The following is a 22,434-nucleotide window of genomic DNA, read 5'->3' as shown; positions in this document are numbered from 1 at the left end:
ACCCAGCCGGGTGCGTCCGACTCAGCAGACGGAGCGATCAGCGACGACCACCGCCAGAGCCGGCGTTGAACCCAGGCTGAGCCACGTCGGGTTCCGTGAGCTGGAAGGGGGGCGGCACGACGACCTCGGGTGCGGCCGGTTCGCTCGGCCCCTGCCCGGCACCGACGTCGGTGGGGGCTCCCCCGATGATCTCGCTGGTGTCTCCAGGGCCCGCCGGACCAATGCCCTGGTTCGCACCGCTCGTCGAGACCCACACCATCAAGTCCTGAACACCGTCGTTGTAGACGACGCTGTTGGGGGTGTCGCCAACGACGTCGAAGTAGATCTTGCCGGGGATTCCGCCGCCGACGATCCGATAGTTCTGCCCGCTCTCGGCGCGGGCGTTGAACAGCGCAGCCACGGGAATGCCCCCATCGCTCGTCACGGTCGCCTCGTACAACCGGCCGTTGTGGAACACGGCGTCCGAACTCGGTCGCAACCCCTGCACCGTGTAGGTGATCATCGGGTTGCCGTAGACGTCCTCGAGTGACTCCGGCACTCCGAATGGCTTGATGTCGTTGGCAGCTGAAGCCGGAATGGCCGTACCGGTGGCCACGACGACCGCGACCGCAGCGATGCCGGTTGCTCCCACGAATTTCCGAATGTCCATGATCCACCCCTCTGCGTCACGCGCTTCGAGGCCGAACGTTACCTCGCCACCTCGGCTCGAGGGACGATTTCACGGCCATGCTCCGACGGCACGCGTGGCAAGCTCCTGCCCTGGAGACGAGGGCGACGCAGGTGTGGTTCTCGGCGCTGCTGAAATCAGTCCGGCAGCCGTAGCTCGGGCTTCTCGACCTCTTCGATGTTGACGTCCTTGAAGGTGATGACCCGGACCTGCTTGACGAAGCGGGCGGGCCGGTACATGTCCCAGACCCACGCGTCGGCGAGACGGAGCTCGAAGTAGACCTCTCCGTCGGCGTTGCGGGGCACCAGCTCCACGCTGTTGGCCAGGTAGAAGCGGCGCTCGGTCTCCACGACGTAACTGAACTGCCCCACGATGTCCTTGTATTCGCGGTACAGCGAGAGCTCCATCTCGGTTTCGTACTTCTCGAGATCCTCGGCACTCATCGGTTCAGTGGTCCTCCGGTAGTCGTACGGTACATCTTTCCTCAGCCCGATTCGGCGTGCCGCTCGGGCTCGCCATGGGCCACTCTCCGCACGTTGATGAATGAGAATCGGTGCTCGCTGCACGGGCCGAGCTGGGCCAGTGCCGCGGTGTGGAACGGGGTGCCGTACCCCTTGTGTTCGGCGAAGCCATAGCCGGGATACCGCGAATCCAGCTGCACCATCAGGCGGTCGCGGCTGACCTTGGCCAGTACGCTGGCCGCGGCGATGCACGCCGCCGCGGCGTCCCCACCGACGACCGGCAGCGACGGCATCGGCAGCCCGGGCACCCGGAACCCGTCGCTGAGCACGTACCCCGGCCGCAGCGACAACCCCGCGACGGCCCGGCGCATGCCCTCGATGTTGGCCACGTGCACGCCGCGCCGGTCCACCTCCGTCGAGGGGATGAACACGACGTGATGGGCCAGGGCATACCGGCGGATCAGCGGGAACAACCGTTCGCGTTCCCGCTCGTTGAGCCTCTTGGAGTCATCCAGCGCCGCCAGGCTCTCCAACCGATTGGGGCCTAGCACGCAGGCCGCCACCACGAGCGGACCCGCACACGCACCGCGACCCACCTCGTCGACCCCGGCGACCGGGCCAAGACCGCCGCGGTAGAGCGCGGATTCGATGGTGCGCAGCCCCGTGGACTTGCGGATCACGGCTCGAGGCGGCCAGGACGCCGGCAAGGGGGCTCCTACTGCGTGGTCTGCGGGTTGATGGCCGACACGCCGCCCCAGCGTCCGGGTGGCCAGGCGATGAACCGCGCCTTGCCGATGACGTTGTCCACCGGAACGGTGCCCGCCATCGGGTCGCCGGTGCACAACAGACCGCGCTGGGCGTCGGCGGGCAGGTTGGTGCAGTGCGCGCGCGAGTCGGCCGAGTGCGTGCGGTTGTCACCCATCACCCACAGCCGATTCGGCGGGACCTTGACCGGCCCGAACTCATTGCCCAAGCAGGGGTAGATCGCCGGGTCGGCCATCATCGTGGTGACGTCGAGATAGGGCTCGTGCAGCTTCTTGCCATCCACGGTCAGCCCGGTGCTGGCTCGGCACTCGACCGTCTGGCCGCCCACCGCGATGACCCGCTTGACCAGGTCGTTCTCGTCCGGCGGGACGAACCCGATGAACGAGAGCGCATTCTGCACCCAGCGGATGGGCGTGCTGTCGGACCGGATCGACTTGTAGCCGACGTTCCAAGCGGGCGGGCCCTTGAACACGATCACGTCACCCGGTTGCGGAGTGCTGAAGTCGTAGGTGACCTTGTCGACCATGATGCGGTCGCCCACGCACCCGGCGCAGCCGTGCAGCGTCGGCTCCATCGACTCCGAGGGAATCAGGTACGGACGCGCGACGAACGTCAGCATCACGTAGTACAGGACCAGCGCGATGGTGAGCAGGATCGCGGCCTCGCGGACCGCGCCCCGCTTCTTCTTCGGCGGATCCTCGTCCTGCGCCTCGGCCTCGCGGTCCGCTACCGCAGACGGCTCAGAACCATCGGCGTCCGCTTCCGTCGCATCGGGGGCATCAGTGGATCCACTCACGCCATCAGAGTAGCCAGCGCGGTGCTGACCGCTGCCCTGCTCGGGTTCCAACCGTCACACCCGTCCGGGTGCGGCGCCGGAGGCGATCAGCGCTTTTCCTTGATCTTCGCCTTCTTGCCCCGCAGCTCGCGCAGGTAGTAGAGCTTGGCGCGACGAACGTCACCGCGGGTGACGACATCGATGTGATCGATGTTGGGCGAGTGCACCGGGAAGGTCCGCTCGACGCCGACGCCGTAGCTTTCCTTGCGCACGGTGAAGGTCTCGCGAACGCCGCCACCCTGCCTGCGCAGCACGACGCCCTTGAAGACCTGCACTCGCTCCTTGGAGCCCTCGATGACCTTCACGTGAACGTTCACGGTGTCGCCGGGGCCGAAGACCGGGATGTCGTCGCGCAGCGACGACTGATCAAGAAAGTCCAGGGTGTTCATCGGTGACACTTCCTCATGGTTCGTTGTTCTCAGTTGCGACCTTGGGCATCGCGTCGCTGTACGACGCGTGGCCGGGCCGGGGTCCTTCGGGTGCTGACGCAGCAGGCAGGGACGTGTTCGATCCGCCGTGCGCAGACAACTGGTCAATTGTGCCAGACGGGCACCTCGCCGACGAAATCGTGATCGAACGATCGGTGAACGCCACCCGGCAGGCAGGTGCCGCAGCGGGGCGCGGTGCCACCGCGAAACGGTTAGGGTGGGCAACGAGTGTGGGGGCTGGCAACCAAACACTTTCACCCGTCCGTCAGATTCGCCGAGGGAGGGCCATGTTCCGGCGACCGTCCAGGGTGCTCGTGATCGCCGCGCTCGCAGCCACCGCTGCAACGGTCGCCGCGGGTTGCGAAGCCAAGGTCTACGGCACGCCGCCGGCGCCCGTCTCTCCCGCGCTCACGGTCGTCGCACCCCTGGGCAGCATGGCGCCCCTGCCCGAGGCCCCACCCGGCGAACCCCCCGCAGGCTTCACCGGACTGGACGTCCGCGAACACCAGGCCACCGCGGATGCCGCCAGCGACGGTGCCAAGATCATCGCGCTGATACTCGATCGCAGCACGGGCCAGATGGTGTCCAACGGCAACACCACGGCCATGCCCATCGCGTCGGTGGCCAAGCTGTTCATCGCCGACGACCTGCTGCTGCAGGAGTCCAAGAACCAGACCGAGCTCTCCCCCGCCGACCGGCAGCAGCTGGACGTGATGCTGCGGTCCTCGGACGACGACGCCGCGAACACGTTCTGGAACCGCAGCGGTGGAAGCGCCATCATCACCCGCGTGGCGGCCCGCTACGGGCTGAGTTCGACCACGACGCCGTACGACGGCAATTGGTGGAACACGATGAGCACCGCCGCCGACCTGGTGCGGTATTACGACATGTTGCTCGACGGCCGCGGCGGCCTCCCGCCCGAGCGCGCCAGCATCATCCTGTCCAACCTCTCCCAGTCGACCCCCAACGGCATCGACGGCTACCCGCAGCGGTTCGGCATCCCCGACGGGCTGCCCGCCGAGTCCGTCGCCGTCAAGCAGGGCTGGATGTGCTGCTGGGGTGGTGGCAACTGGATGCACATGTCCACCGGGGTGATCGGCCTGGACCGGCGCTACGTCATGGTGATCGGGTCGATGCAACCCGTCGACGATGCCGAGGCGCGCCAGACCATCACCCAGGCGGTCAAGACCATGTTCCCCACCGGCCGCATCTAGTCGGGCAGAAGGTCCGGCCTGCGCTCGCGGGTTCGGTGCACGGATTGTTCGTGGCGCCACGCCGCCACCTTGGCGTGGTCACCCGAGAGCAGGACCGGCGGGACGTCCAGCCCGCGCCAGCTCGCCGGCCGGGTGTAGCTGGGACCCTCGAGCAGGCCATTGGAGTGCGAATCCTGCTGGTGCGACTCCGGATTGCCGAGTACGTCGGGAAGCAGCCGGACGACGGCCTCGATCATGACCAGGGTGGCCGATTCACCGCCGGGTAGCACGTAGTCGCCGATGGACACCTCCTCCACCCGCATCCGCCGCGCCGCATCGTCGACGACGCGCTGGTCGATGCCCTCGTAGCGCCCGCAGGCGAACACCAGGTGCGACTCCGCACTCCACCGCTGCGCGTCGACCTGCCGGAAGGGCCGACCGGCCGGGGTCGGAACGACGAGAAGCGTTTCCGCCGAACAGATCTCGTCGAGCGCCTCGCCCCACACCGGCGCCTTCATCACCATGCCGGGGCCGCCACCGTACGGGGAGTCGTCGACGGAATGATGCACGTCGCGGGTCCAGCGCCGCAGATCGTGCACCGCGATGTCGACGACGCCGTTGGCGATGGCCTTGCCCGGCAACGACTGTCGCAACGGGTCCAGGTAGTCCGGGAAGATCGTGACGACGTCAATTCGCATGGCGTCGCACCTAGATCGAGTCCAGGTCCAGCAGGCCGTCGGGCGGGTCGATCTCGATCACGCCGTCCTCCAGCGATACGCCCGTGACGATGGCGCTGACGAATGGCACCAGAATCTCCGGACCGTCACCCTCGGCCGGGCGCACGGCCAGCAGCTCCCCCGCAGGGGTGTGCAGCACCTCGGCGACGGCACCGACGACCGCACCGGCCGTGGTGCGCACCCGCAGCCCCTCGAGCTGGTGGTCGTAGAACTCGTCGGGGTCCTCGATCGGCGGCAGGTCGGCCGTGTCGACGACGAACAGGTTGCCGCGCAGCGCATCTGCGGCGTCACGGCTGCCCACGCCCTCGAGCCGAACCAGCAGCCGGCCGCCGTGCTCGCGCATGGATTCGACGCGGAAGTCGCGCTCGCTCCTGTCGCGGGCCCTGGCCCGCAGTGCGGTACCGGGAGCGAAGCGGTCGAAGGGATCGTCGGTGCGGACCTCGACGACGATCTCGCCACCGATTCCATGCGCCTTGACGACGCGCCCGACGACGAGATCCATGCGTATTCCTCCCGAGTCGCTTCGCTCCCGTACCGGCGAGCGTCTGCTACTGGTCGGTGTCCACCACGTCGACGCGAATACCTCGGCCGCCGATGCCGGCGACCAGCGTGCGCAACGCGGTGGCCGTGCGGCCGCCGCGACCGATGACCTTGCCGAGGTCGTCGGGGTGCACGTGCACCTCGACGGTGCGTCCCCGGCGGTTGGTCACCATGTCGACGCGGACGTCATCGGGGTTGTCGACGATGCCGCGCACCAGGTGCTCGACGGCGTCGACGACGACGGTGCTCATTCGGTGGCGGCGTCCGCGGGTGCGGACTCGGCGGCGGCGTCGGCGGGAACGGCCTCGGCCTCGTCGGCCTTCTTGGCCGGCGCCTTCTTCTTCTTGGCCGTGGTGGCGTCGCCGGTCGGGGCGTCGTCCGCGGCGGCGAGCGCGGCGTTGAACAGATCCAGCTTGCTTGGCTTGGGCTCCTTGACGCGCAGCGTGCCCTCGGCGCCGGGCAGGCCCTTGAACTTCTGCCAGTCACCGGTGATCTTCAGCAGCGCCAGCACGGGCTCGGTGGGCTGGGCACCGACGCCCAGCCAGTACTGCGCACGCTCCGAGTCGATCTCGATGATGCTGGGATCTTCCTTGGGGTGGTAGCGCCCGATGACCTCGATCGAGCGTCCGTCGCGACGGTTGCGTGCGTCGGCGACGGCGATGCGGTACTGCGGGTTGCGGATCTTGCCGAGGCGGGTGAGCTTGATCTTGACAGCCATGTTCTACGAACTCGTTTCCGGTTGCCACGCTGCAATTCAGCGACTCGGGCGGATTGCCCGGTCCGGTCTTGCCCTACGTGTGTGACCGCTGCACGGCGCATCGAGCGAATCGAACCGTGTCGCGCAGCAGACAGCCGACCATTGTGCCAGACCACGCCCCGCGGAGGAAAATCCCGCTCAGACGACCCGGTCGAAGCACTTGGTCTCGACGCGCCGGGTCATCCGCCAGCCGTCGGGTGTGCGGACGAACTCGTCGTCGTACCAGAGCCCGCAGAACAGCACCTGCCCGTCCCCGCCGAGCACCATCGGGTTGAAGCAGAGCACCCGCGACGCCGCGGTGTCCCCCGTGATCGCGACGTCGAAGTTGCCGATCAAATGCGAATATGCCGGGAAGTGCGGCAACACCTCGGCCAGCCACGCCTTCACCTCGGGAAACGAACCGTCGATGCCGCCCATGGCGCGATAGTCGATGTAGGCGTCGGCGGTGAACACCCGGTCGAGGTCGTCGAACCGCCGGGTGTCGATCGCCGTCGAGTAATTCACCAGGAGCTGTTGCAACTCGAGGCGGTCGGAGATCTCTTCGAGGCTCAGCACGGGTTCGATTCAACACCGCCCGTCAAGACCCGGGTCAGGCTTGCGGGCCGTCGGCGGGGGGCCAGTGCTCACCGGGTGAGACGTCCCCAGGTTCGGTGTGGTCACCGCGCGACAGCGGCACCCACTGCTCGCTGGGGGCAGGCTGCTTGGACGAGGGGAAGTCGCGCAGCTTGCCCGACGGCTTGGCGTCCCACGTCGCGAACGTCAGCGGGGTGCGCAGCCAACGCTCCAGCAGCAGGTAGCACGCCTCCAGGGAGTCCAGGTGGCTTCGCTCCCAACCGTGGCTGCCGTCCAGGCCGAACGCGACGAGCGCCGCCCGGGTGTTGGCGCCCGCCTCGATGGCCGCCGCCGCGTCCGAGCGGTAGAAGCGAAAGATGTCCCGCGCGTGGGCGATTCCCTCTTCCTTGGCCAGCCGCAGCAGCTTGCGGGTCAGGTGGTAGTCGAACGGGCCGTGCAGATCGGCCATCGGGATGGTGACGCCGTGCTCGAGCGAGTGCTGCCCCGGCGCGCACACCGCGTTGTCGACCGAGATCAGCTCGGCGACGTCCGGCGGCAGCCCGCTGCTGGCGCCGTGGCCGACCTCCTCGGTGATGGTCACCATGATCGTCGTACGGTGCGGCAGCACCACCTCCTTGGCCATCACGTTGCGCGCAAGAGCCAGTGCGACCGCGACGCCGGCCTTTCCGTCGAGGTGGCGCGAGACGATGAAGCCGTCCTCGGTGAGCTCGGGGCTGGTGATGAACGCGACGAAGTCACCCACGTTGAGCCCGAGCGCGACGAGGTCGTCCCGGGTGGACACGTTGCGGTCGACGCGGACCTCGACGTGCTCCCAGTCGGTCGGCTGGGTGTCGATCTCGTCGCCGAACGCGTGTCCGGATGCCTTGAGCGGCATGACCGTTCCGGTGATGAACTCGTCGGCGTCGTCGGTGAAGATACGCACCCGGGCGCCCGCGGCGAACCGCGCGGAGAACGTGCCAACCGGGATCAGCTCCAGCCGGCCGTTGTCCTTCAGCTCGCGCACCATGCAGCCGATGGTGTCGGCGTGCACGACGATCGCGCGGTCGATCGTCGACGACGCACCGGGCAGTTCGGCGGTAAGGGCACCGCGGCGGGTCAGCGTGAAGGGCACGCCCATGTCGTCGAGGATGCCGCCGATCAACTGCATCACGGCGTCGGTGCGGCCCGACGGGCTCGGCGTCTGCAGGAGGGCCAGCAGTGTGTCGACCATCCAGCTTCGGTCGTCGGAGGGCATCCGGGCGGCATGGGTCGCGAGGTCGGTCAAGGTTGCCTTTCGGGTCTACGAGTCGTCGCAGGGAGCCTAGTGCCGCTCAGTCCTGGCCGACGGGGTCGGGCTGCCACGCCCACGGGGTCGCCGCGGTCCGCGGGAACAGCAGGTCGACGAATGCCTGCGCCGTCGGCCGCGGCTCGTGGTTGGCCAGCCCGGGGCGTTCGTTCGCCTCGATGAACACGTACTCCTCGCCGTCGACCGACGGCACGATCAGGTCGATGCCCGTCACCGGGATGCCGATCGCGTCCGCGGCGTCGATGGCGACCTTGGCGAGAGTGGGGTGCAGGTCGTCGGTCACGTCGCGGATCGTTCCCCCGGTGTGCAGGTTGGCAGTTCGCCGAACGACCAGGCGCTCGTTGAGCGGCAGCACGTCGTCGAGCTCATAGCCCGCCTCGCGGACCGTGTCGACGGTGACGTCGTCGATCGGGATGGTCGACTCGCCGTGCGTGGCGGCGGCCCGCCGCCGGCTCTGGGCCTCGACGAGTTGGCGGATGGTGTGGTCACCGCTGCCGACGACCTCCGGCGGCCGGCGCAACGCCGCGGCGATCACCTTGCCGTTGATGACGACGAGGCGCAGGTCCTCACCCTGGCAGAGCTCCTCGATCAGCACCACGGGGCTGTGCTGGGCGGCCAGCTTGGTGGCACGGTCGAGGTCTTCGGCCCTGGTGACCCCGACGGTGATTCCCGCGCCCTGCTCGCCGCGGGCCGGCTTGACGACCACCGAGCCGACCTCCTCGAGGAATGCGTGGTCCTCGTCGGTGAACGTGGCGGTGAATCCGCGCGGCACCCGGATGCCGGCCTCGGCGACGACCCGGCGCGCCACGCGCTTGTCGTCGCAGCGGCTCATGGCGACCGCGTTGGTCAGCTCGGACAACGACTCGCGCGTCACGACGCTGGTGCCGCCGTGGGTGAGCTTGAGGTAGCCGCCCTTGGCGTCGAGCACCTGCACGGCGATGCCTCGCAGGATCGCCTCGTCGGCGATGATCCTGGCGTACGGATTGAGTTGCGACAGTTCCTCTTCGGCCATCGCGGGAGCGAACAGCTTCTCGTTGATGGCGTTCTTGCGCTTGACGCCGAGCACCGGCACGCGCACGAAGCCCATCCGCTCGTAGAGCGCGATCGCGCCCTCGTTGTCGTGCAGCACCGACAGGTCCATCTGCGCGCGTCCGCGGCGAATGAACTCGTCGATCAGCGAGCGCACCAGCAAGCCGCCGACACCGGGCCGGGACAGCGTCGGGTCGACCGCCAGGCACCACAGGCTGGAACCGTTCTCCTCGTCGCCGAAGAGCTGGACGTGGTCGATTCCGGTGACGGTACCCACCACGGCCCCGGTGTCGTCGTCGGTCACCACCAGGTAGACCATGTGGGGCTGGTGCTGGCTGTTCTCCCACATCAGGTCGACGTCGGCTGGCACCATCCGGCACTGCAGGTAGATGTGGTTGATCGCGGCGCAGTCGTCGATGCTGCGCACCGCGCGCACGGTCAATCCCGGCACCGGCGCCGGCTCGTAGGCCAGCGGCTTGGTCAGGTCGACCCGGTAGGTGAAGCTCGGGTCGATGAAGAACTCCTGCGGATGCAGCGCGACGAACACGTGCGGGGCGTCGAGGTACATGCCGATGTCGCGGCGACCGCTGGCCTCGGCCCGCAGGGCAGTCCCGAACTGCTCGGGATCCTCACACGTCTGCCCGAACACCAGCCGGCCCCAGCCGAGGTCCTGGACTACGCCGACGGCCTGGCTGTCCGCGTCCTTGGTCATGGTCACTTCGTTCCATCCACGTGGTTGGCGAGCCACAGCTCGAGCAAACCGATCTGCCACAACGGATTTCCGCGCAGCGGAGTGAGGTTGCCGTTCGGGTCGGCGAGCAGGCCGTCGACGGCGTCCGGTGCGAACAGCCCGCGGTCACGGGCGGCTGAGCTGTGCAGCGCGTCTCCGACCAGGTCGAGATACGGCCCCTCGAGGTGCTTGAGCGCCGGCACCGGGAAGTACCCCTTCGGACGGTCGATCACCTCGTGCGGGATGACCTTGCGGGCGGCCTCCTTCAGCACTCCCTTGCCGTCGTAGGCGGTCTTCAGCTCGGGTGGGCAGGTGGCGGCCAGTTCGACGAGCTCGTGGTCCAGGAACGGCACGCGGCCCTCGAGCCCCCAGGCCATGGTCATGTTGTCGACGCGCTTCACCGGGTCGTCGACGAGCATCACGGTGGTGTCCAGGCGCAGGGCGCGGTCGGTGGCGGTGGCGGCACCGGGACGGGAGAAGTGCTCGAGGACGTACTCCCCCGCGACGTCGGCGTCGAGCTGCCACGGCGGCGACAACAGCCGGTTCAGGCCCGCATGGTCACGGTCGAAGAACGCCGCGCGGTAGCGCGCCAGGGCGTCGCGGGGGTCGTCGTCGGCGGCCTTGGCCATGGGTGGATACCAGTGGTAACCGGCGAAGATCTCGTCGGCGCCCTGGCCGGACTGCACGACCTTGACGTGTTTGCTGACCTCCTGGGACAGCAGATAGAACGCCACGCAGTCGTGACTCATCATCGGCTCGCTCATCGCGCCGATGGTGTCGGTGAGCGCGGGCAGCATCCGCGCGGTGTCGATGCGGATCTGGTGGTAGTCGGTGCCGTAGTGACGGGCGATGACGTCGGAGTACTTGAACTCGTCGCCCTCCTCGCCACCCACGGACTCGAAGCCGATGGAGAAGGTCTGCAGGCCATGCTGACCGGCCTCGGCGAGCAGGCCGACGATGAGGCTGGAGTCCAGCCCGCCCGACAGCAGACAGCCCACCGGGACGTCGGCCACCAGGCGGCGCTCCACCGCGGTCCGCAGCGAGGTGAGGACGGCGTCCTGCCAGTCCGCCTCCGACCAGTCGGCGCGCTCGGGCGCACGTTCGAACACGGGCTCCCAATACGTATGGGTGCTGCGGCTGCCGTCGGGCTCGATCCGCATGATGGTGCCCGGCTCGAGCTTGCGGACGCCCTTGAGGATCGTCCGGGGCGCCGGCACCACGGAGTGGAAGCTCAGGTAGTGGTTCAGCGCGATCGGGTCCAGGTCGGTGTCGACCCCGCCCGCGGCCACCAGGGCGGGCAGCGACGAGGCGAAGCGCAGTGCCCCGGTGCCGCCGCCCTCGGCCACCTCGCTCCAGTACAGCGGCTTCACCCCGAGGCGGTCGCGCGCCAGCACGACCCGCCCGCTGTCGGTCTCGGCGACGGCGAAGGCGAACATGCCCTTGAGGTGGTCGACGACGCGTTCACCCCACTCGCGGTACCCCTTGAGGATGACCTCGGTGTCGCTGTGCGAGAAGAAGCGGTACCCAAGCCCCAGCAGCTGCTGGCGCAGTTCCGGGTAGTTGTAGATGCAGCCGTTGAACGCGACCGTCAGGCCGAGTTCGGGATCGTGCATCGGCTGATGCCCGCTGGTGGACAGGTCGATGATCGCCAGGCGGCGATGGCCGAACGCCACCCCCCCGCTGGACCAGGCACCACCGCCGTCGGGTCCACGGGGCACCATGCAGTCCGTCATCGCGCCGATGGCCGCCAGGTCGGCGGGGCGGCCCTTGGCGATTTCGCCGGCTATGCCACAAATGGTGATCGACTCCCTCGGTCTGCGTCCTCGATGTCGAGAAGAACGGCCGAGAATCGTCCGCGCACGACGATGTCGGCCGGCCGATGTGTAGCCCCATTACGCCGGCGTCAAACACGTGTGGCCCAGGCCACTGGCGGGCGAGGGCGCTGCCGGACCCCCATGCCGGTCCCCGTAGGCTCGGCGGTCATGGCGAGGCTCCTCGGCGCTCTGGCGTTGGCGATGGCGATGACCGTTTGCCCAACGGTGCTGGCGGGACCATCGCTCGGCGCCGCCAGCGCCGACACCGACGTCGCGCCGATCGCCGCGCCGCAGATTCCCAACGGTCCCGCCCCGGCGTGGATCCTCGCCGACATGGATTCCGGGCAGATCCTGGCCGGGCGCGACGAGTACGTCACCCATCCGCCTGCCAGCACCATCAAGGTGCTGCTAGCCCTGGTGGTCCTCGACGAGCTGCCGCTCGACCGCTCGGTGGTGGCCGACGACGCGGACGCGCGGACCGAGTGCAATTGCGCCGGGGTGCGGGCCGGCCGCACCTACACCACCCAGGAGCTGCTCGACGGGTTGCTGCTGGTGTCGGGCAACGACGCAGCCAACACCCTGGCCCACATGCTCGGCGGTCGCGACGCAGCAGTGGCCAAGATGAACGCCAAGGCCGTGTCGCTCGGAGCCACCGGCACCCGGGCCGGCTCACCGTCGGGCCTGGACGGCCCCGGCATCGACGGGTACACCACCCCGCACGATCTGGTCGTCCTCTTCCGCGCTGCACTGGCCAATCCGGTCTTCGCGGCGATCACGTCGTCACCGACCGCCCCGTTTCCCGGGGACGCGGGTCCGGTGACGCTGATCAACCAGGACGAGCTGCTGGGACGGTACCCGGGCATGCTCGGCGGCAAGACGGGTTTCACCGACCCCGCCCGCAAGACGTTCGTCGGTGCGGCGCAACGCGACGGCCGACGTCTGGTCGTGGCGATGATGTACGGCCTCGTCGTGCCGGGCGGCCCGACCTACTGGGACCAGGCCACCGGGCTGCTCGACTGGGGCTTCGCGCAGGACCGCTCGACCGCGGTCGGCACGCTGTAGCCCGCCGATACCCGACGGAGACCCGATCGCGCGCTGGATGAGTCCTGCGATCCCTAGGCTCACCGCGTGCGCAGACTGCTCGCGGCGACGGCGTTCGCCATCACCGCGGCGTTGACCGCCCCCACCGCGTCAGCGCTTCCCGACGCCCAGCCCTCGGGTGCGGTCACGGCCCCACCCGATGGTCCGGCGCAGGCCTGGCTGGTCGCCGACCTGGACAGCGGGAAGGTGCTCGGCAGCCGCGATCCCAACGGCGCGCACGCCCCAGCCAGCACCATCAAACCGCTACTGGCGATGGTCGTGCTGGACCACCTCGACCCGAACTCCTTCGCGCGAGCCAATTCCAGCCACACCAAGGTGGAGTGTTCGTGCGTGGGGCTGATCCCGGGCCAGGCGTACACCACCACGCAACTGCTCGCGGGGCTGTTGATGGTCTCGGGCAACGACGCCGCCAACATGCTCGCCGACATGCTCGGCGGGCAACGGGTCGCGGTGGCAGCGATGAACGCCAAGGCCCGGGCGCTCGGCGCGCGCAGCACCCGCGCGTCGTCCCCGTCCGGACTCGACGGACCCGGTTGGGAAACCGTCACGACGCCATACGATCTCGCGTTGATCTACCGCCAGGCGTTGAAGTACCCGCTGATCGCTCGGATCTTCCAAACCCCGTCGGCAGCGTTCCCCGGGCCGGGCGGCAGCGTCAAGACGTTGACCGCGCAGAACGAACTGCTCGCGCGCTACCCCGGTGACTTCGCCGGCAAGACCGGATACACCGACCTGGCGCGCAAGACGTTGGTCACGGCCGCCCAGCGCAATGGGCGCCGGTTGCTGGTGGTGCTGATGTACGGCGACGGCGACCTCTACGGCCAGGCGATCAACCTGTTCGACTGGGGTTTCGGTCAACCCGCCTGAGCCGCGCTTTCCCTCGCGAGCAGACGCAAACGGCCCCCGATGCGGGCACTTGCGGGCCTCATGCGTCTGCTCGCGGGGGAAAGACGCGGCCGCGCAGGATGATTCGCGACGGATGGTTCAGCACCCCGGGGATGCGCGGGTCCTCGGCGTAGCAGACCAGATCGGCCGACGCGCCGTGCTCCAACGCTGGCCTGCCGAGCCACGCCCTGGCATCCCAGCAGGCCGCGCCCAGAGCTGCCGTCGCAGTCATGCCGACGGTGGTCAGCGCCTCGACCTCGTCGGCGATCCGGCCGTGGGCGATCATCCCGCCGGCATCGGTTCCGGCATAGATGGGGACACCGGCGTCGTGCGCGGCGGCGACCCGTCCCTTGCAGGTGGCGTACAGATCCCGCATGTGCCTGGCATAGCTGGGGTACTTGTCCGCGGCGTCGGCGATGCCGGGGAAGTTCTCGATGTTGATCAGGGTGGGCACCAGTGCGGTGCCGCGGTCGAGCATGAGCGCGATGACGTCGTCGGTGATGCCGGTGCCGTGTTCGATGCAGTCGATGCCCGCGTTGATCAGACCGGGCAGGGCATCCTCGCCGAAGACGTGGGCCGTCACCCTGGCCCCTTGCGAATGCGCGGCGGCGATGGCCTCGACGAGCACGTCGTCGGACCACAGCGGCGTGAGATCACCCACGGCCCTGTCGATCCAGTCGCCGACCAGCTTCACCCAGCCGTCACCGCGCCGGGCCTGTTCGGCAACCGCAGCGGGAAGTTGCGACTCGTCCTCGACGTCGAGCGGCAGCCGGGGGATGTAGCGCTTCGGCCGGGCCAGATGCCGTCCCGCGCGGATCAACCGGGGCAGGTCCGCGCGATCGTCGAGGCTGCGGGTGTCGACGGGTGAGCCCGCGTCGCGCAACAGCAGCGCACCGACGCCACGTTCGGTCTCAGCCTGCGCGATGGCCTCGTCGAGGTCGGTCGGGCCGTCGTGCCCGAGCCCCACGTGGCAGTGCGCGTCGACCAGGCCTGCGATGATCCACCCGCTGGCGCCGTCGGCTCCGAAGACGGTCTCGGCGCCTGCCACGGGTTCGGCGCTGAGGACACCGTCGACTACCCACCACTCGACGGGTTCGCCGTCTGGCAACCCCCGTCCACGGAGGTGGAACGCGGCCACGCTACTTCTGGCCGGGGAACTTCAGCTTCGACAGATCGATGTTGGCCAGCCCTGGCGGCAGCTCGTCGAGCCCCTTGGGCATGTTGGACAGATCTGGGAACCCCGCCGGCAGACCGCCTGCGCCGATCGGGTTGCCGACCTTCGGTGGGGTGGGCCCCCGGTTGCCCTTCTTCTTGCCGGCCTGCTTGTTCTTGCCCTTGGCGGCCTTGCGGGTGGATCCCTTGCGCCCGAACGGCATTCCCATCTGGCCAGCCATCTGCGACATCATCTTGCGGGCGTCGAAGAACCGGTCGACGAGCGAATTCACCTCGGAGACCGTCACACCGGAGCCGTTGGCGATGCGCAACCGACGGGAGGCGTTGATGATCTTGGGATCGGCGCGCTCGGCGGGCGTCATACCGCGGATGATGGCCTGCACGCGGTCGAGCTGGGTGTCGTCGACCGCGGCCAGGGCGTCCTTCATCTGACCGGCGCCGGGAAGCATGCCGAGCAGATTTCCGATCGGCCCCATCTTGCGGATCATCAGCATCTGCTCGAGGAAGTCCTCCAGCGTCAGCTCGCCCGAGCCGATCTTGGCGGCGGCCTCCTCGGCCTTCTGGGCGTCGAAGTGCTGCTCGGCCTGCTCGATGAGGGTGAGTACGTCACCCATGCCCAGGATGCGGCTGGCCATCCGGTCGGGGTGGAAGACGTCGAAGTCCTCGAGCTTCTCGCCGTCGGAGGCGAACAGGATCGGCACGCCGGTGATCTCGCGGACCGACAGCGCGGCGCCGCCGCGGGCGTCGCCGTCGAGCTTGGTCAGCACGACGCCGGTGAAGCCGACGCCCTCGCGGAAGGCCTCGGCGGTGGTGACCGCGTCCTGACCGATCATCGAGTCGAGGACGAACAGCACCTCGTCGGGATCGACGGCGTCGCGGATGGCGCCGGCCTGCGCCATCAACTCCTCGTCGATGCCGAGACGGCCCGCGGTGTCGACGATGACGACGTCGAAGTGCTTGGCCCTGGCCTCGGCCAGACCCGCGGCCGCGACGGACACGGGATCGCCGGCCTTCATCGCCGCGATGTCCTCGCCGCCCGGCGACACACCGGGATGCGGGGCGAACACCTGGACGCCAGCTCGCTCACCGACGATCTGCAGCTGGTTGACGGCGCCGGGGCGCTGCAGGTCGCAGGCCACCAGCAGCGGCGTGTGGCCCTGGCCCTTGAACCACTTGGCGAGCTTGCCGGCCAGCGTGGTCTTGCCGGAACCCTGCAGGCCCGCGAGCATGATGACGGTCGGAGGCGTCTTGGCGTAGCGGATCGTCCTGGTCTCACCGCCGAGGATGGCGACCAGTTCGTCGTTGACGATCTTGACGACCTGCTGCGCCGGGTTGAGCGCGCCGGAGACCTCCGCGCCCTTGGCACGGTCCTTGACCCGGGCGATGAAGGCACGCACGACGGCCAGCGAGACGTCCGCCTCGAGCAGGGCCAGCCGGATCTCGCGCGCCGTGGCGTCGATGTCGGCGTCGGTGAGCCGACCCTTGCCGCGCAGGCCCGACAGGGCCCCGGTCAATCGGTCGGACAGGGATTCAAACACGTCGTTAGCCTAGCCGGGCGCGCCGACCGGGGAACCCCGACCCACCGCCGCTAGCTGGCCTCGGGCACGGCCTTGGCCGGGCCGGGGGCGGGCAGCACCGCATAGAGGTCGCGTTCGAGTTCCTCCCGCGCCCGCACGTAGTCGTGCTCGGTGTCCCGCGGCGCATCGTCGCCGGTCAGCGCGGGCACCACCAGCCCGAACGCGTCGACGACCGACGATCCGAGCGTGGTGACCTTCGCCCAGGCGACGTCCAGCCCGTCACGCTCGATGACAGCGGTAAGCCTGGCCAGCAGTCCGGCCCGGTCGGTGCTGCGGATCTGCAGCACGAACTCGCCGGGCGAGGTGCCGTCGAACCACAGGATGCGCGGCGGCGCGGGGGCATTGATGGGCACGGCGTCCGGGATGTCCCCGGCCCGCGTCGTCACCGTCGCGGCGGAATCGCGATCGCGACGCTCCAGGGCGCCGAGGACGTCGAGGTCACCCCCCAGCGCCAGGACGAACTGCTCGCGCAGCAATTCTGCCGCAGGCGGTGAACCGAAGTGCGGTGACACCACGAACGTGTTGATCGCCGCACCGTCGTGGCTGTTGACCGATGCGGAGTGCACCCGCAGCGAGTTCAGCGCCAGCACGGCGGCCGCCTTGGACAGCAGCCCGCGACGGTCCGGGGCGATCATCGCCACGTCGAAGACGTGCGCACCGTCACCGGCCACCAGTTCCACGTGCACCCCGCCGTCGGCAGCCAGGGTGAGGTGACGCGGCTCGATGGGGTCGGGCTGCGGCAGTGGTTCGCCCGCCACCACCAGGCGGCAGCGGCGCACCAGATCGCCGATCAGCGAGGCCTTCCAGTCCCCCCAGACTCCCGGGCCGGTGGCCAGGGAGTCCGCCTCGGCCAGCGCGTGCAGCAACTCGAGCAGCACCGGGTCACCGTCCAGGGCATCGACGACGGCCGAGATCACCTTGGGGTCCTGCAGATCGCGGCGGGTCGCGGTATCGGGCAACAGCAGGTGATAGCGCACCATCTTCGACAGCAGTGCGACGTCCGACGGCCACAGGCCGAGCCGGGTGCCGATCTGGGTGGCCAGATCGGCACCGATGACACTGTGGTCACCGCCGCGCCCCTTGCCGATGTCGTGGGTGAGGGCTCCCAGCACCAGCAGGTCGGGACGCGACACACGCGTGGTGAATGCACTTGCCCGCGAAACGGTTTCGACCAGGTGCCGGTCCACCGTCCAGATGTGGACCACGTCGCGCGGCGGCAGGTCGCGGACCGCACCCCACTCGGGAAACAGCCTGCCCCACAGTCCCGTTCGGTCGAGCGCCTCGATGGTGGATACCGCGGCAGGTCCAGCGCCCAGCATGACCAGCAGATCCTTGAGGGCCTGGCGGGGCCACGGCGTGCGCAGCTCCGGCGCGGTCTCGGCCAGCCGGCTCAGGGTCGACGCGGACATCGGCAGACCGGTGGTCGCCGAGGCGGCCGCGACGCGCAGGATCAGACCGGGATCGCGTTCGGGACGGGCGTCGCGAGCGAGCATGATCTCGCCGCCGTACTCGATGACGCCCTCGTCGACCGGGCGGCGCACCGGGCGCCGCAGTGCCGACAAACCGCGGCGCGGCAACGCATTCGAGGCCGTGCGGATGCCGGCGTCGACGTAGTAGCTGATGGTGCGGGCGGCGTCGCTGAGCATCCTGGCCAGATCGAACCGATCACCGATGTGCAGCGCGGCACCGATCTCGTCGGCGTACTGGGCCAGCAGCATCTCCCTGCCACGTCGCGACACGCGGTGCAGCTCGGTGCGGACGTTGAGCAGCGCGAGGTGCGCGTCGCCAAGGGAACCGGTTGGCGAGGCCAGCGAGCGGCTCGGGTAGGCATCGGCCAGCTGGGCGATGGCCAGCGCGTTGAGCAGCTGGACGTCGCGCAATCCACCGCGGCCGTTCTTCAGGTCGGGTTCGGCGCGATGGGCGATCTGCCCGCTGCGTTCCCAGCGCGCGCGGGTGTGTGCGACGAGCTCCTCGAAGCGTGGCGCGATGCCGGTCCGCCACTGGCGCCGGGCTCCACCGACCAGTAGCGCCGACAGGTCGGCGTCACCGGCGATGTGGCGGGCGTCGAGCATCGCCAGCCCCGCCGAGATGTCCTGGCTCGCAACGGTGAGCGCCTCGGGAACGGTGCGGACGCTGTGGTCGATGTGAATGTTGGCGTCCCACAACGGATACCAGAGCAGTTCGGCCACCTGCGACACCACGTCACGGGGCATGTCGTCGTGGACCAGCGTGAGATCCAGGTCGGAGTACGGCAGCAGTTCACCGCGCCCAAGACCGCCGGTGGCGACGATGGCGAACCCACTGGTCGACGTGATGCCGATCTCGGCAGCCTTGGTGGTGAGCCAGAATTCGTGCAGATCGAGCAGAGCGTCACGCAGCGCCGCGGAGTCGAGCCGGGCACCGCCGCTGAGCAACTGTTCGGCGGCGGTGGCCAGATCGGTGGCCGGACGCGACGACCCCGCCGCCGGTGGCTCCCAGCGAGGGGCACCGGCGGCGGGATCTGGTGTCTTCTTGATCATCTCGGTCCTCCCCGGACGTGCTGTTGACTGATTCCTCGATGCGCGTCCGGGAGACGACGCTTAGATCACTCCTGCGTCAAATGGCGTCGCTTCCCCGCTCACCGGTCCGCACGCGGACGACGGTGTCAACGGGACTCACCCACACCTTGCCATCACCGATCTTGCCGGTGCGGGCAGCTTGAACGATGACGTCCACCACCTTGTCGACGGCGGACTCGTCCACCAGGACCTCGACACGCACCTTCGGCACGAAGTCGACGGAGTACTCCGCTCCGCGGTAGACCTCGGTGTGACCCTTCTGCCTGCCGTAGCCCTGCACCTCGCTGACGGTCATGCCGAGGATGCCCGCCTGCTCGAGGCCCGTCTTGACGTCCTCCAAGGTGAACGGCTTGACGATCGCGGTGATCAGCTTCATTTAGTCGGTTCCTTCCAAGTCCCTGTCAATTGTTCCCGATCACGCGAGTTCATAAGCCGTTTCCGCATGCTCGGCCTCGTCGATGCCGTTGCTCTCGTCCTCGGGGTCGAGACGCAGACCGATCGTGTACTTCACGACCAACGCGATGATGGCGGTGCCGATGGCCGAGTACGCGAGCACGGCGAACGCGCCGATTGCCTGCTTGATCAACTGGTCGAACCCGCCACCGTAGAACAGTCCCGCGACCGCCGCGGGCGCCTCGGGAGCGGCGACCAGGCCGACCATGAGCGTGCCGAGGAGACCACCGACGAGGTGGACGCCGACGACGTCGAGCGAGTCGTCGAAGCCGAGCTTGAACTTCAGTCCGACGGCGAGCGCGCAGACCACGCCGGCCAGCACGCCGATGATCAGTGCCCCAATGGCATTCACCGAGGAACAGGACGGGGTGATCGCGACCAGACCGGCCACGATGCCCGACGCCGCGCCGAGCGTGGTGGCGTGACCGTCCCGAATGCGTTCGGTGAGAAGCCATCCGAGCATCGCGGCACCCGTGGCGATGGTCGTGGTGATGAACGTCGCGCCGGCGATGCCGTTGGAGCCCACCGCCGAACCGGCGTTGAAGCCGTACCAGCCGAACCACAGCAGGCCGGCACCCAGCATGACGAACGTCAGGTTGTGCGGACGCATCATGGTGCCGGGCCAGCCGATGCGCTTGCCGAGGATGATCGCCAGCACCAGGCCCGCGGTACCCGAGTTGATGTGCACCGCGGTACCACCGGCGAAGTCGATGGCCTTGAGCTGGTTGGCGATCCAGCCACCCTTCTCACCGGTGACCCCGTCGAACGCGAACACCCAGTGCGCCACCGGGAAGTAGACGATGGTCGCCCACAGCGCCGAGAACAGCAGCCAGCCACTGAACTTCAGCCGGTCGGCCACCGCACCGGAGATCAGGGCGACGGTGATGATGGCGAACATCAGCTGGAAGGCGACGAACACGGTCATCGGAATGGTGCCGGCCAGCGGGATGGAGACCGCCGCGTCGGTCGGCTTGAGCTGCAGGTAGGTCCCGCCGATGAGTCCCTTCAGACCCCAGTACTGGGTCGGATCACCGACGAAGTTGAACTTGTCGGTGCCGAAGGCCATCGAGTAGCCGTAGAGCACCCACAACACGGTCACCACGCCCATGGCGCTGACGCTCATCATCAGCATGTTGAGCACGCCCTTGGCGCGGACCATACCGCCGTAGAAGAACGCCAGACCCGGCGTCATCAACAGCACGAGCGCGGCGCTCGCCAACATCCATGCCGTGTCCCCCGTATCGGGAACACCCATTACCGGAAAGCCGTCCACTCGCAGGTTCCTCCTTCGCCCATGCCACGGTTAGTCACCGATGACCTAGGCCAAGACTTTGCGCACTCGTTGTTTCGCCGATGACGCGGCTGTGTTTCACCGATGTGAACGGATCGACGGATTTCGTTTCGTCGACGTTAATCGCGACGTCAGGACCCCAGCAGGGCATCCACGAACGCCGCCGGCTCGAACGGCGCGAGATCGTCGGGCCCCTCCCCCAGACCGACCAGCTTGACCGGCACCCCGAGTTCCTGCTGCACCCGAAAGACGATGCCGCCCTTGGCAGTCCCGTCGAGCTTGGTCAGCACGACACCGGTGATCTCGACGACCTCGGCGAACACCCGAGCCTGGGGCAAGCTGTTCTGCCCGATGGTGGCGTCCAGCACCAGCAGCACCTCGTCGACCACCGCGCGCTTGGTGACGACGCGCTTGACCTTGCCGAGCTCGTCCATCAGACCGGTCTTGGTGTGCAACCTGCCCGCGGTGTCGATCACGACCACGTCGGCACCGGAGGCGATGCCCTGGTCGACCGCGTCGAAGGCCACCGACGCGGGATCAGCCCCCTCCGGGCCGCGCACCACCTCGGCACCGACCCGGGCCGCCCAGCTCTGCAGCTGATCGGCCGCCGCAGCGCGGAACGTGTCGGCCGCGCCGAGCACGACGCGTCTGCCGTCGGCGACCAGCACCCGGGCCAGCTTGCCGACGGTCGTCGTCTTGCCGGTGCCGTTGACGCCGACGACGAGCAGTACCGACGGCTTGTCGGCGTGCGGCAGTGCCCTGATCGAGCGGTCCAGCTCGGGCCGCAACTCCTTGACCAACACCTCGCGGAGCACGGCACGCGCGTCGGCCTCCGAGCGCACGCTGGTGGCGGCCATCCTGGCGCGCAGCGCGGTGATCACCGACTCCGTCACGACCGGCCCCAGATCGGCGACCAGGAGGGTGTCCTCGATTTCCTCCCACGACTCCTCGTCGAGATCGCCTCCGCCGAGCAGACCGAGCATGCTGCGGCCGAGCGCGTTCTGCGACTTGGCCAGCCGGCCACGCAGTCGCTCGAGCCTGCCGTCCGCCGGCTCGATCGACTCGATCACCGACGGCTCGACCGTCACCGGTTCCGCCGCGACCTCGGCTTCGACGGGGGCCTCTGGAGCTGGGGGCGCCGTCGCAGCCGTTGGCGCCTCCGGCGCCGTCGCAGCCGTTGGCGCCTCCGGCGCAGTCGGCTCTGGCAGCTGCACGTCCGAGATCGACCGCTTCGGCGCGTCCCGCGGGATGGTGGCGTCATCGCCCACCGCGGGCAGACCGCTGGTGTCCAGCGGCGGTGCCACCCGGGTCGGGGGCGGTTCGAGGGTGCCGGTCGACTGGGAGAACGAAATCGGGGACGACGCGGTGTAGCCACCGGATCTGTCGACGGGCTCGTCGAGTGCCGTCGCGCCGTCCTGCGACGACAGGCTGATCCGTCGCCGCCGGTAGCGCACCAGCCCGACGACCAGCGCCACGACGACGATTACGGCGATGACCGCTAGTGCGATCCAGAGACCTATCAGCTGACCTTGCGTCACCGGGTCATTGTCTCAGGGTGCCAGGCCACGATCGACCACCCCCG

The 22,434-nt window shown here is 68.9% G+C and carries 22 protein-coding genes; 3 read left to right on the top strand and 19 right to left on the bottom strand.

Annotated elements, in window-relative coordinates:
* Nucleotides 1-37: 37 nt before the first annotated feature.
* The 5 genes from SBI80_RS06330 to rplS form a co-directional block, all read right to left on the bottom strand.
* Nucleotides 38-649 (bottom strand): DUF1942 domain-containing protein, encoded by a 612-nt coding sequence (locus SBI80_RS06330; protein WP_318973520.1) that lies wholly within the window; start codon nt 647-649, stop codon nt 38-40.
* Nucleotides 650-804: 155 nt separating this feature from the next.
* On the bottom strand, nt 805-1,110 hold the full coding sequence (locus tag SBI80_RS06325) for a DUF2469 domain-containing protein (RefSeq protein WP_024450376.1): 306 nt from the start codon (nt 1,108-1,110) through the stop codon (nt 805-807).
* 41 nt (nt 1,111-1,151) lie between these two features.
* Nucleotides 1,152-1,835, bottom strand: coding sequence for a ribonuclease HII (locus SBI80_RS06320; protein WP_318973519.1), 684 nt, complete (start codon nt 1,833-1,835; stop codon nt 1,152-1,154).
* An 8-nt stretch (nt 1,836-1,843) separates the two neighbouring features.
* Nucleotides 1,844-2,689 carry a signal peptidase I gene (gene lepB, locus SBI80_RS06315; RefSeq protein ID WP_318973518.1) on the bottom strand — a complete coding sequence of 282 codons (846 nt, stop codon included), beginning with the start codon at nt 2,687-2,689 and terminating at the stop codon, nt 1,844-1,846.
* A gap of 86 nt (nt 2,690-2,775) precedes the next feature.
* Complete coding sequence (gene rplS / locus SBI80_RS06310) at nt 2,776-3,117, bottom strand: 50S ribosomal protein L19 (protein WP_318973517.1); 342 nt, start codon at nt 3,115-3,117, stop codon at nt 2,776-2,778.
* A gap of 326 nt (nt 3,118-3,443) precedes the next feature.
* Here rplS and SBI80_RS06305 point away from each other — a divergent pair, with 326 nt between their 5' ends.
* Entirely contained in the window at nt 3,444-4,370 is a 927-nt protein-coding gene (locus tag SBI80_RS06305) for a serine hydrolase (RefSeq protein WP_318973516.1), read from the top strand.
* Here the strand turns inward: SBI80_RS06305 and trmD are convergent.
* From trmD to SBI80_RS06265, 8 genes are all read right to left on the bottom strand, one after another.
* Nucleotides 4,367-5,047 carry a tRNA (guanosine(37)-N1)-methyltransferase TrmD gene (gene trmD, locus SBI80_RS06300; RefSeq protein WP_318973515.1) on the bottom strand — a complete coding sequence of 227 codons (681 nt, stop codon included), beginning with the start codon at nt 5,045-5,047 and terminating at the stop codon, nt 4,367-4,369. The two genes, SBI80_RS06305 and trmD, sit on opposite strands and share 4 nt — an antisense overlap.
* 10 nt (nt 5,048-5,057) lie before the next feature.
* Nucleotides 5,058-5,588: a ribosome maturation factor RimM gene (rimM, locus tag SBI80_RS06295; RefSeq protein ID WP_318973514.1), complete on the bottom strand. Its 531-nt coding sequence runs from the start codon at nt 5,586-5,588 to the stop codon at nt 5,058-5,060.
* A 46-nt stretch (nt 5,589-5,634) separates the two neighbouring features.
* Nucleotides 5,635-5,877 (bottom strand): RNA-binding protein, encoded by a 243-nt coding sequence (locus SBI80_RS06290; protein WP_029114920.1) that lies wholly within the window; start codon nt 5,875-5,877, stop codon nt 5,635-5,637.
* Entirely contained in the window at nt 5,874-6,344 is a 471-nt protein-coding gene (rpsP, locus tag SBI80_RS06285) for a 30S ribosomal protein S16 (protein ID WP_318973513.1), read from the bottom strand. Before rpsP ends, SBI80_RS06290 begins: the two co-directional genes overlap by 4 nt.
* A gap of 177 nt (nt 6,345-6,521) precedes the next feature.
* Nucleotides 6,522-6,938, bottom strand: coding sequence for a nuclear transport factor 2 family protein (locus tag SBI80_RS06280; protein ID WP_318973512.1), 417 nt, complete (start codon nt 6,936-6,938; stop codon nt 6,522-6,524).
* A 34-nt stretch (nt 6,939-6,972) separates the two neighbouring features.
* Nucleotides 6,973-8,190, bottom strand: coding sequence for an osmoprotectant NAGGN system M42 family peptidase (locus SBI80_RS06275; protein WP_318973728.1), 1,218 nt, complete (start codon nt 8,188-8,190; stop codon nt 6,973-6,975).
* 76 nt (nt 8,191-8,266) lie between these two features.
* Entirely contained in the window at nt 8,267-9,982 is a 1,716-nt protein-coding gene (ngg, locus tag SBI80_RS06270; RefSeq protein WP_318973511.1) for an N-acetylglutaminylglutamine synthetase, read from the bottom strand.
* A 2-nt stretch (nt 9,983-9,984) separates the two neighbouring features.
* A complete protein-coding gene (locus SBI80_RS06265; RefSeq protein ID WP_318973727.1) occupies nt 9,985-11,796 on the bottom strand; it encodes an N-acetylglutaminylglutamine amidotransferase in 1,812 nt (603 codons plus the stop codon).
* 186 nt (nt 11,797-11,982) lie between these two features.
* On the opposite strand from SBI80_RS06265, the gene SBI80_RS06260 reads away from it, so the two are divergent.
* Nucleotides 11,983-12,876 carry a D-alanyl-D-alanine carboxypeptidase family protein gene (locus tag SBI80_RS06260; protein ID WP_413232640.1) on the top strand — a complete coding sequence of 298 codons (894 nt, stop codon included), beginning with the start codon at nt 11,983-11,985 and terminating at the stop codon, nt 12,874-12,876.
* Nucleotides 12,877-12,942: 66 nt separating this feature from the next.
* Nucleotides 12,943-13,782 (top strand): D-alanyl-D-alanine carboxypeptidase family protein, encoded by an 840-nt coding sequence (locus SBI80_RS06255; protein WP_318973510.1) that lies wholly within the window; start codon nt 12,943-12,945, stop codon nt 13,780-13,782.
* A 58-nt stretch (nt 13,783-13,840) separates the two neighbouring features.
* Here SBI80_RS06255 and SBI80_RS06250 read toward each other — a convergent pair whose 3' ends face one another.
* From SBI80_RS06250 to ftsY, 6 genes are all read right to left on the bottom strand, one after another.
* Complete coding sequence (locus SBI80_RS06250) at nt 13,841-14,938, bottom strand: amidohydrolase family protein (protein ID WP_318973508.1); 1,098 nt, start codon at nt 14,936-14,938, stop codon at nt 13,841-13,843.
* 1 nt (nt 14,939) lies between these two features.
* Nucleotides 14,940-16,511: a signal recognition particle protein gene (gene ffh, locus SBI80_RS06245; RefSeq protein WP_318973507.1), complete on the bottom strand. Its 1,572-nt coding sequence runs from the start codon at nt 16,509-16,511 to the stop codon at nt 14,940-14,942.
* A 50-nt stretch (nt 16,512-16,561) separates the two neighbouring features.
* Nucleotides 16,562-19,069, bottom strand: coding sequence for a [protein-PII] uridylyltransferase (locus SBI80_RS06240; RefSeq protein WP_318973506.1), 2,508 nt, complete (start codon nt 19,067-19,069; stop codon nt 16,562-16,564).
* Nucleotides 19,070-19,145: 76 nt separating this feature from the next.
* Nucleotides 19,146-19,484: a P-II family nitrogen regulator gene (locus SBI80_RS06235; RefSeq protein ID WP_284227624.1), complete on the bottom strand. Its 339-nt coding sequence runs from the start codon at nt 19,482-19,484 to the stop codon at nt 19,146-19,148.
* 39 nt (nt 19,485-19,523) lie between these two features.
* Entirely contained in the window at nt 19,524-20,834 is a 1,311-nt protein-coding gene (locus SBI80_RS06230) for an ammonium transporter (protein WP_318973505.1), read from the bottom strand.
* Nucleotides 20,835-20,983: 149 nt separating this feature from the next.
* A complete protein-coding gene (gene ftsY, locus SBI80_RS06225; RefSeq protein WP_318973504.1) occupies nt 20,984-22,390 on the bottom strand; it encodes a signal recognition particle-docking protein FtsY in 1,407 nt (468 codons plus the stop codon).
* Nucleotides 22,391-22,434 lie beyond the last annotated feature (44 nt).

The organism is Mycolicibacterium sichuanense, from assembly GCF_033741125.1.
Lineage (GTDB): Bacteria > Actinomycetota > Actinomycetes > Mycobacteriales > Mycobacteriaceae > Mycobacterium.
The sequence above is the reverse complement of the archived record's forward strand: the minus strand, read 5'-3'. Positions and strand labels throughout refer to the sequence as shown.

Bases quoted from the DNA above. Each gene is read 5' to 3' on its own strand.
- SBI80_RS06330 (WP_318973520.1), bottom strand. From the start codon at position 649: ATGGACATTCGGAAATTCGTGGGAGCAACCGGCATCGCTGCGGTCGCG.
- SBI80_RS06325 (WP_024450376.1), bottom strand. From the start codon at position 1,110: ATGAGTGCCGAGGATCTCGAGAAGTACGAAACCGAGATGGAGCTCTCG.
- rplS (WP_318973517.1), bottom strand. From the start codon at position 3,117: ATGAACACCCTGGACTTTCTTGATCAGTCGTCGCTGCGCGACGACATC.
- SBI80_RS06305 (WP_318973516.1), top strand. From the start codon at position 3,444: ATGTTCCGGCGACCGTCCAGGGTGCTCGTGATCGCCGCGCTCGCAGCC.
- trmD (WP_318973515.1), bottom strand. From the start codon at position 5,047: ATGCGAATTGACGTCGTCACGATCTTCCCGGACTACCTGGACCCGTTG.
- rimM (WP_318973514.1), bottom strand. From the start codon at position 5,588: ATGGATCTCGTCGTCGGGCGCGTCGTCAAGGCGCATGGAATCGGTGGC.
- SBI80_RS06290 (WP_029114920.1), bottom strand. From the start codon at position 5,877: ATGAGCACCGTCGTCGTCGACGCCGTCGAGCACCTGGTGCGCGGCATC.
- rpsP (WP_318973513.1), bottom strand. From the start codon at position 6,344: ATGGCTGTCAAGATCAAGCTCACCCGCCTCGGCAAGATCCGCAACCCG.
- SBI80_RS06275 (WP_318973728.1), bottom strand. From the start codon at position 8,190: ATGCCCTCCGACGACCGAAGCTGGATGGTCGACACACTGCTGGCCCTC.
- ngg (WP_318973511.1), bottom strand. From the start codon at position 9,982: ATGACCAAGGACGCGGACAGCCAGGCCGTCGGCGTAGTCCAGGACCTC.
- SBI80_RS06260 (WP_413232640.1), top strand. From the start codon at position 11,983: ATGGCGAGGCTCCTCGGCGCTCTGGCGTTGGCGATGGCGATGACCGTT.
- SBI80_RS06240 (WP_318973506.1), bottom strand. From the start codon at position 19,069: ATGATCAAGAAGACACCAGATCCCGCCGCCGGTGCCCCTCGCTGGGAG.
- SBI80_RS06235 (WP_284227624.1), bottom strand. From the start codon at position 19,484: ATGAAGCTGATCACCGCGATCGTCAAGCCGTTCACCTTGGAGGACGTC.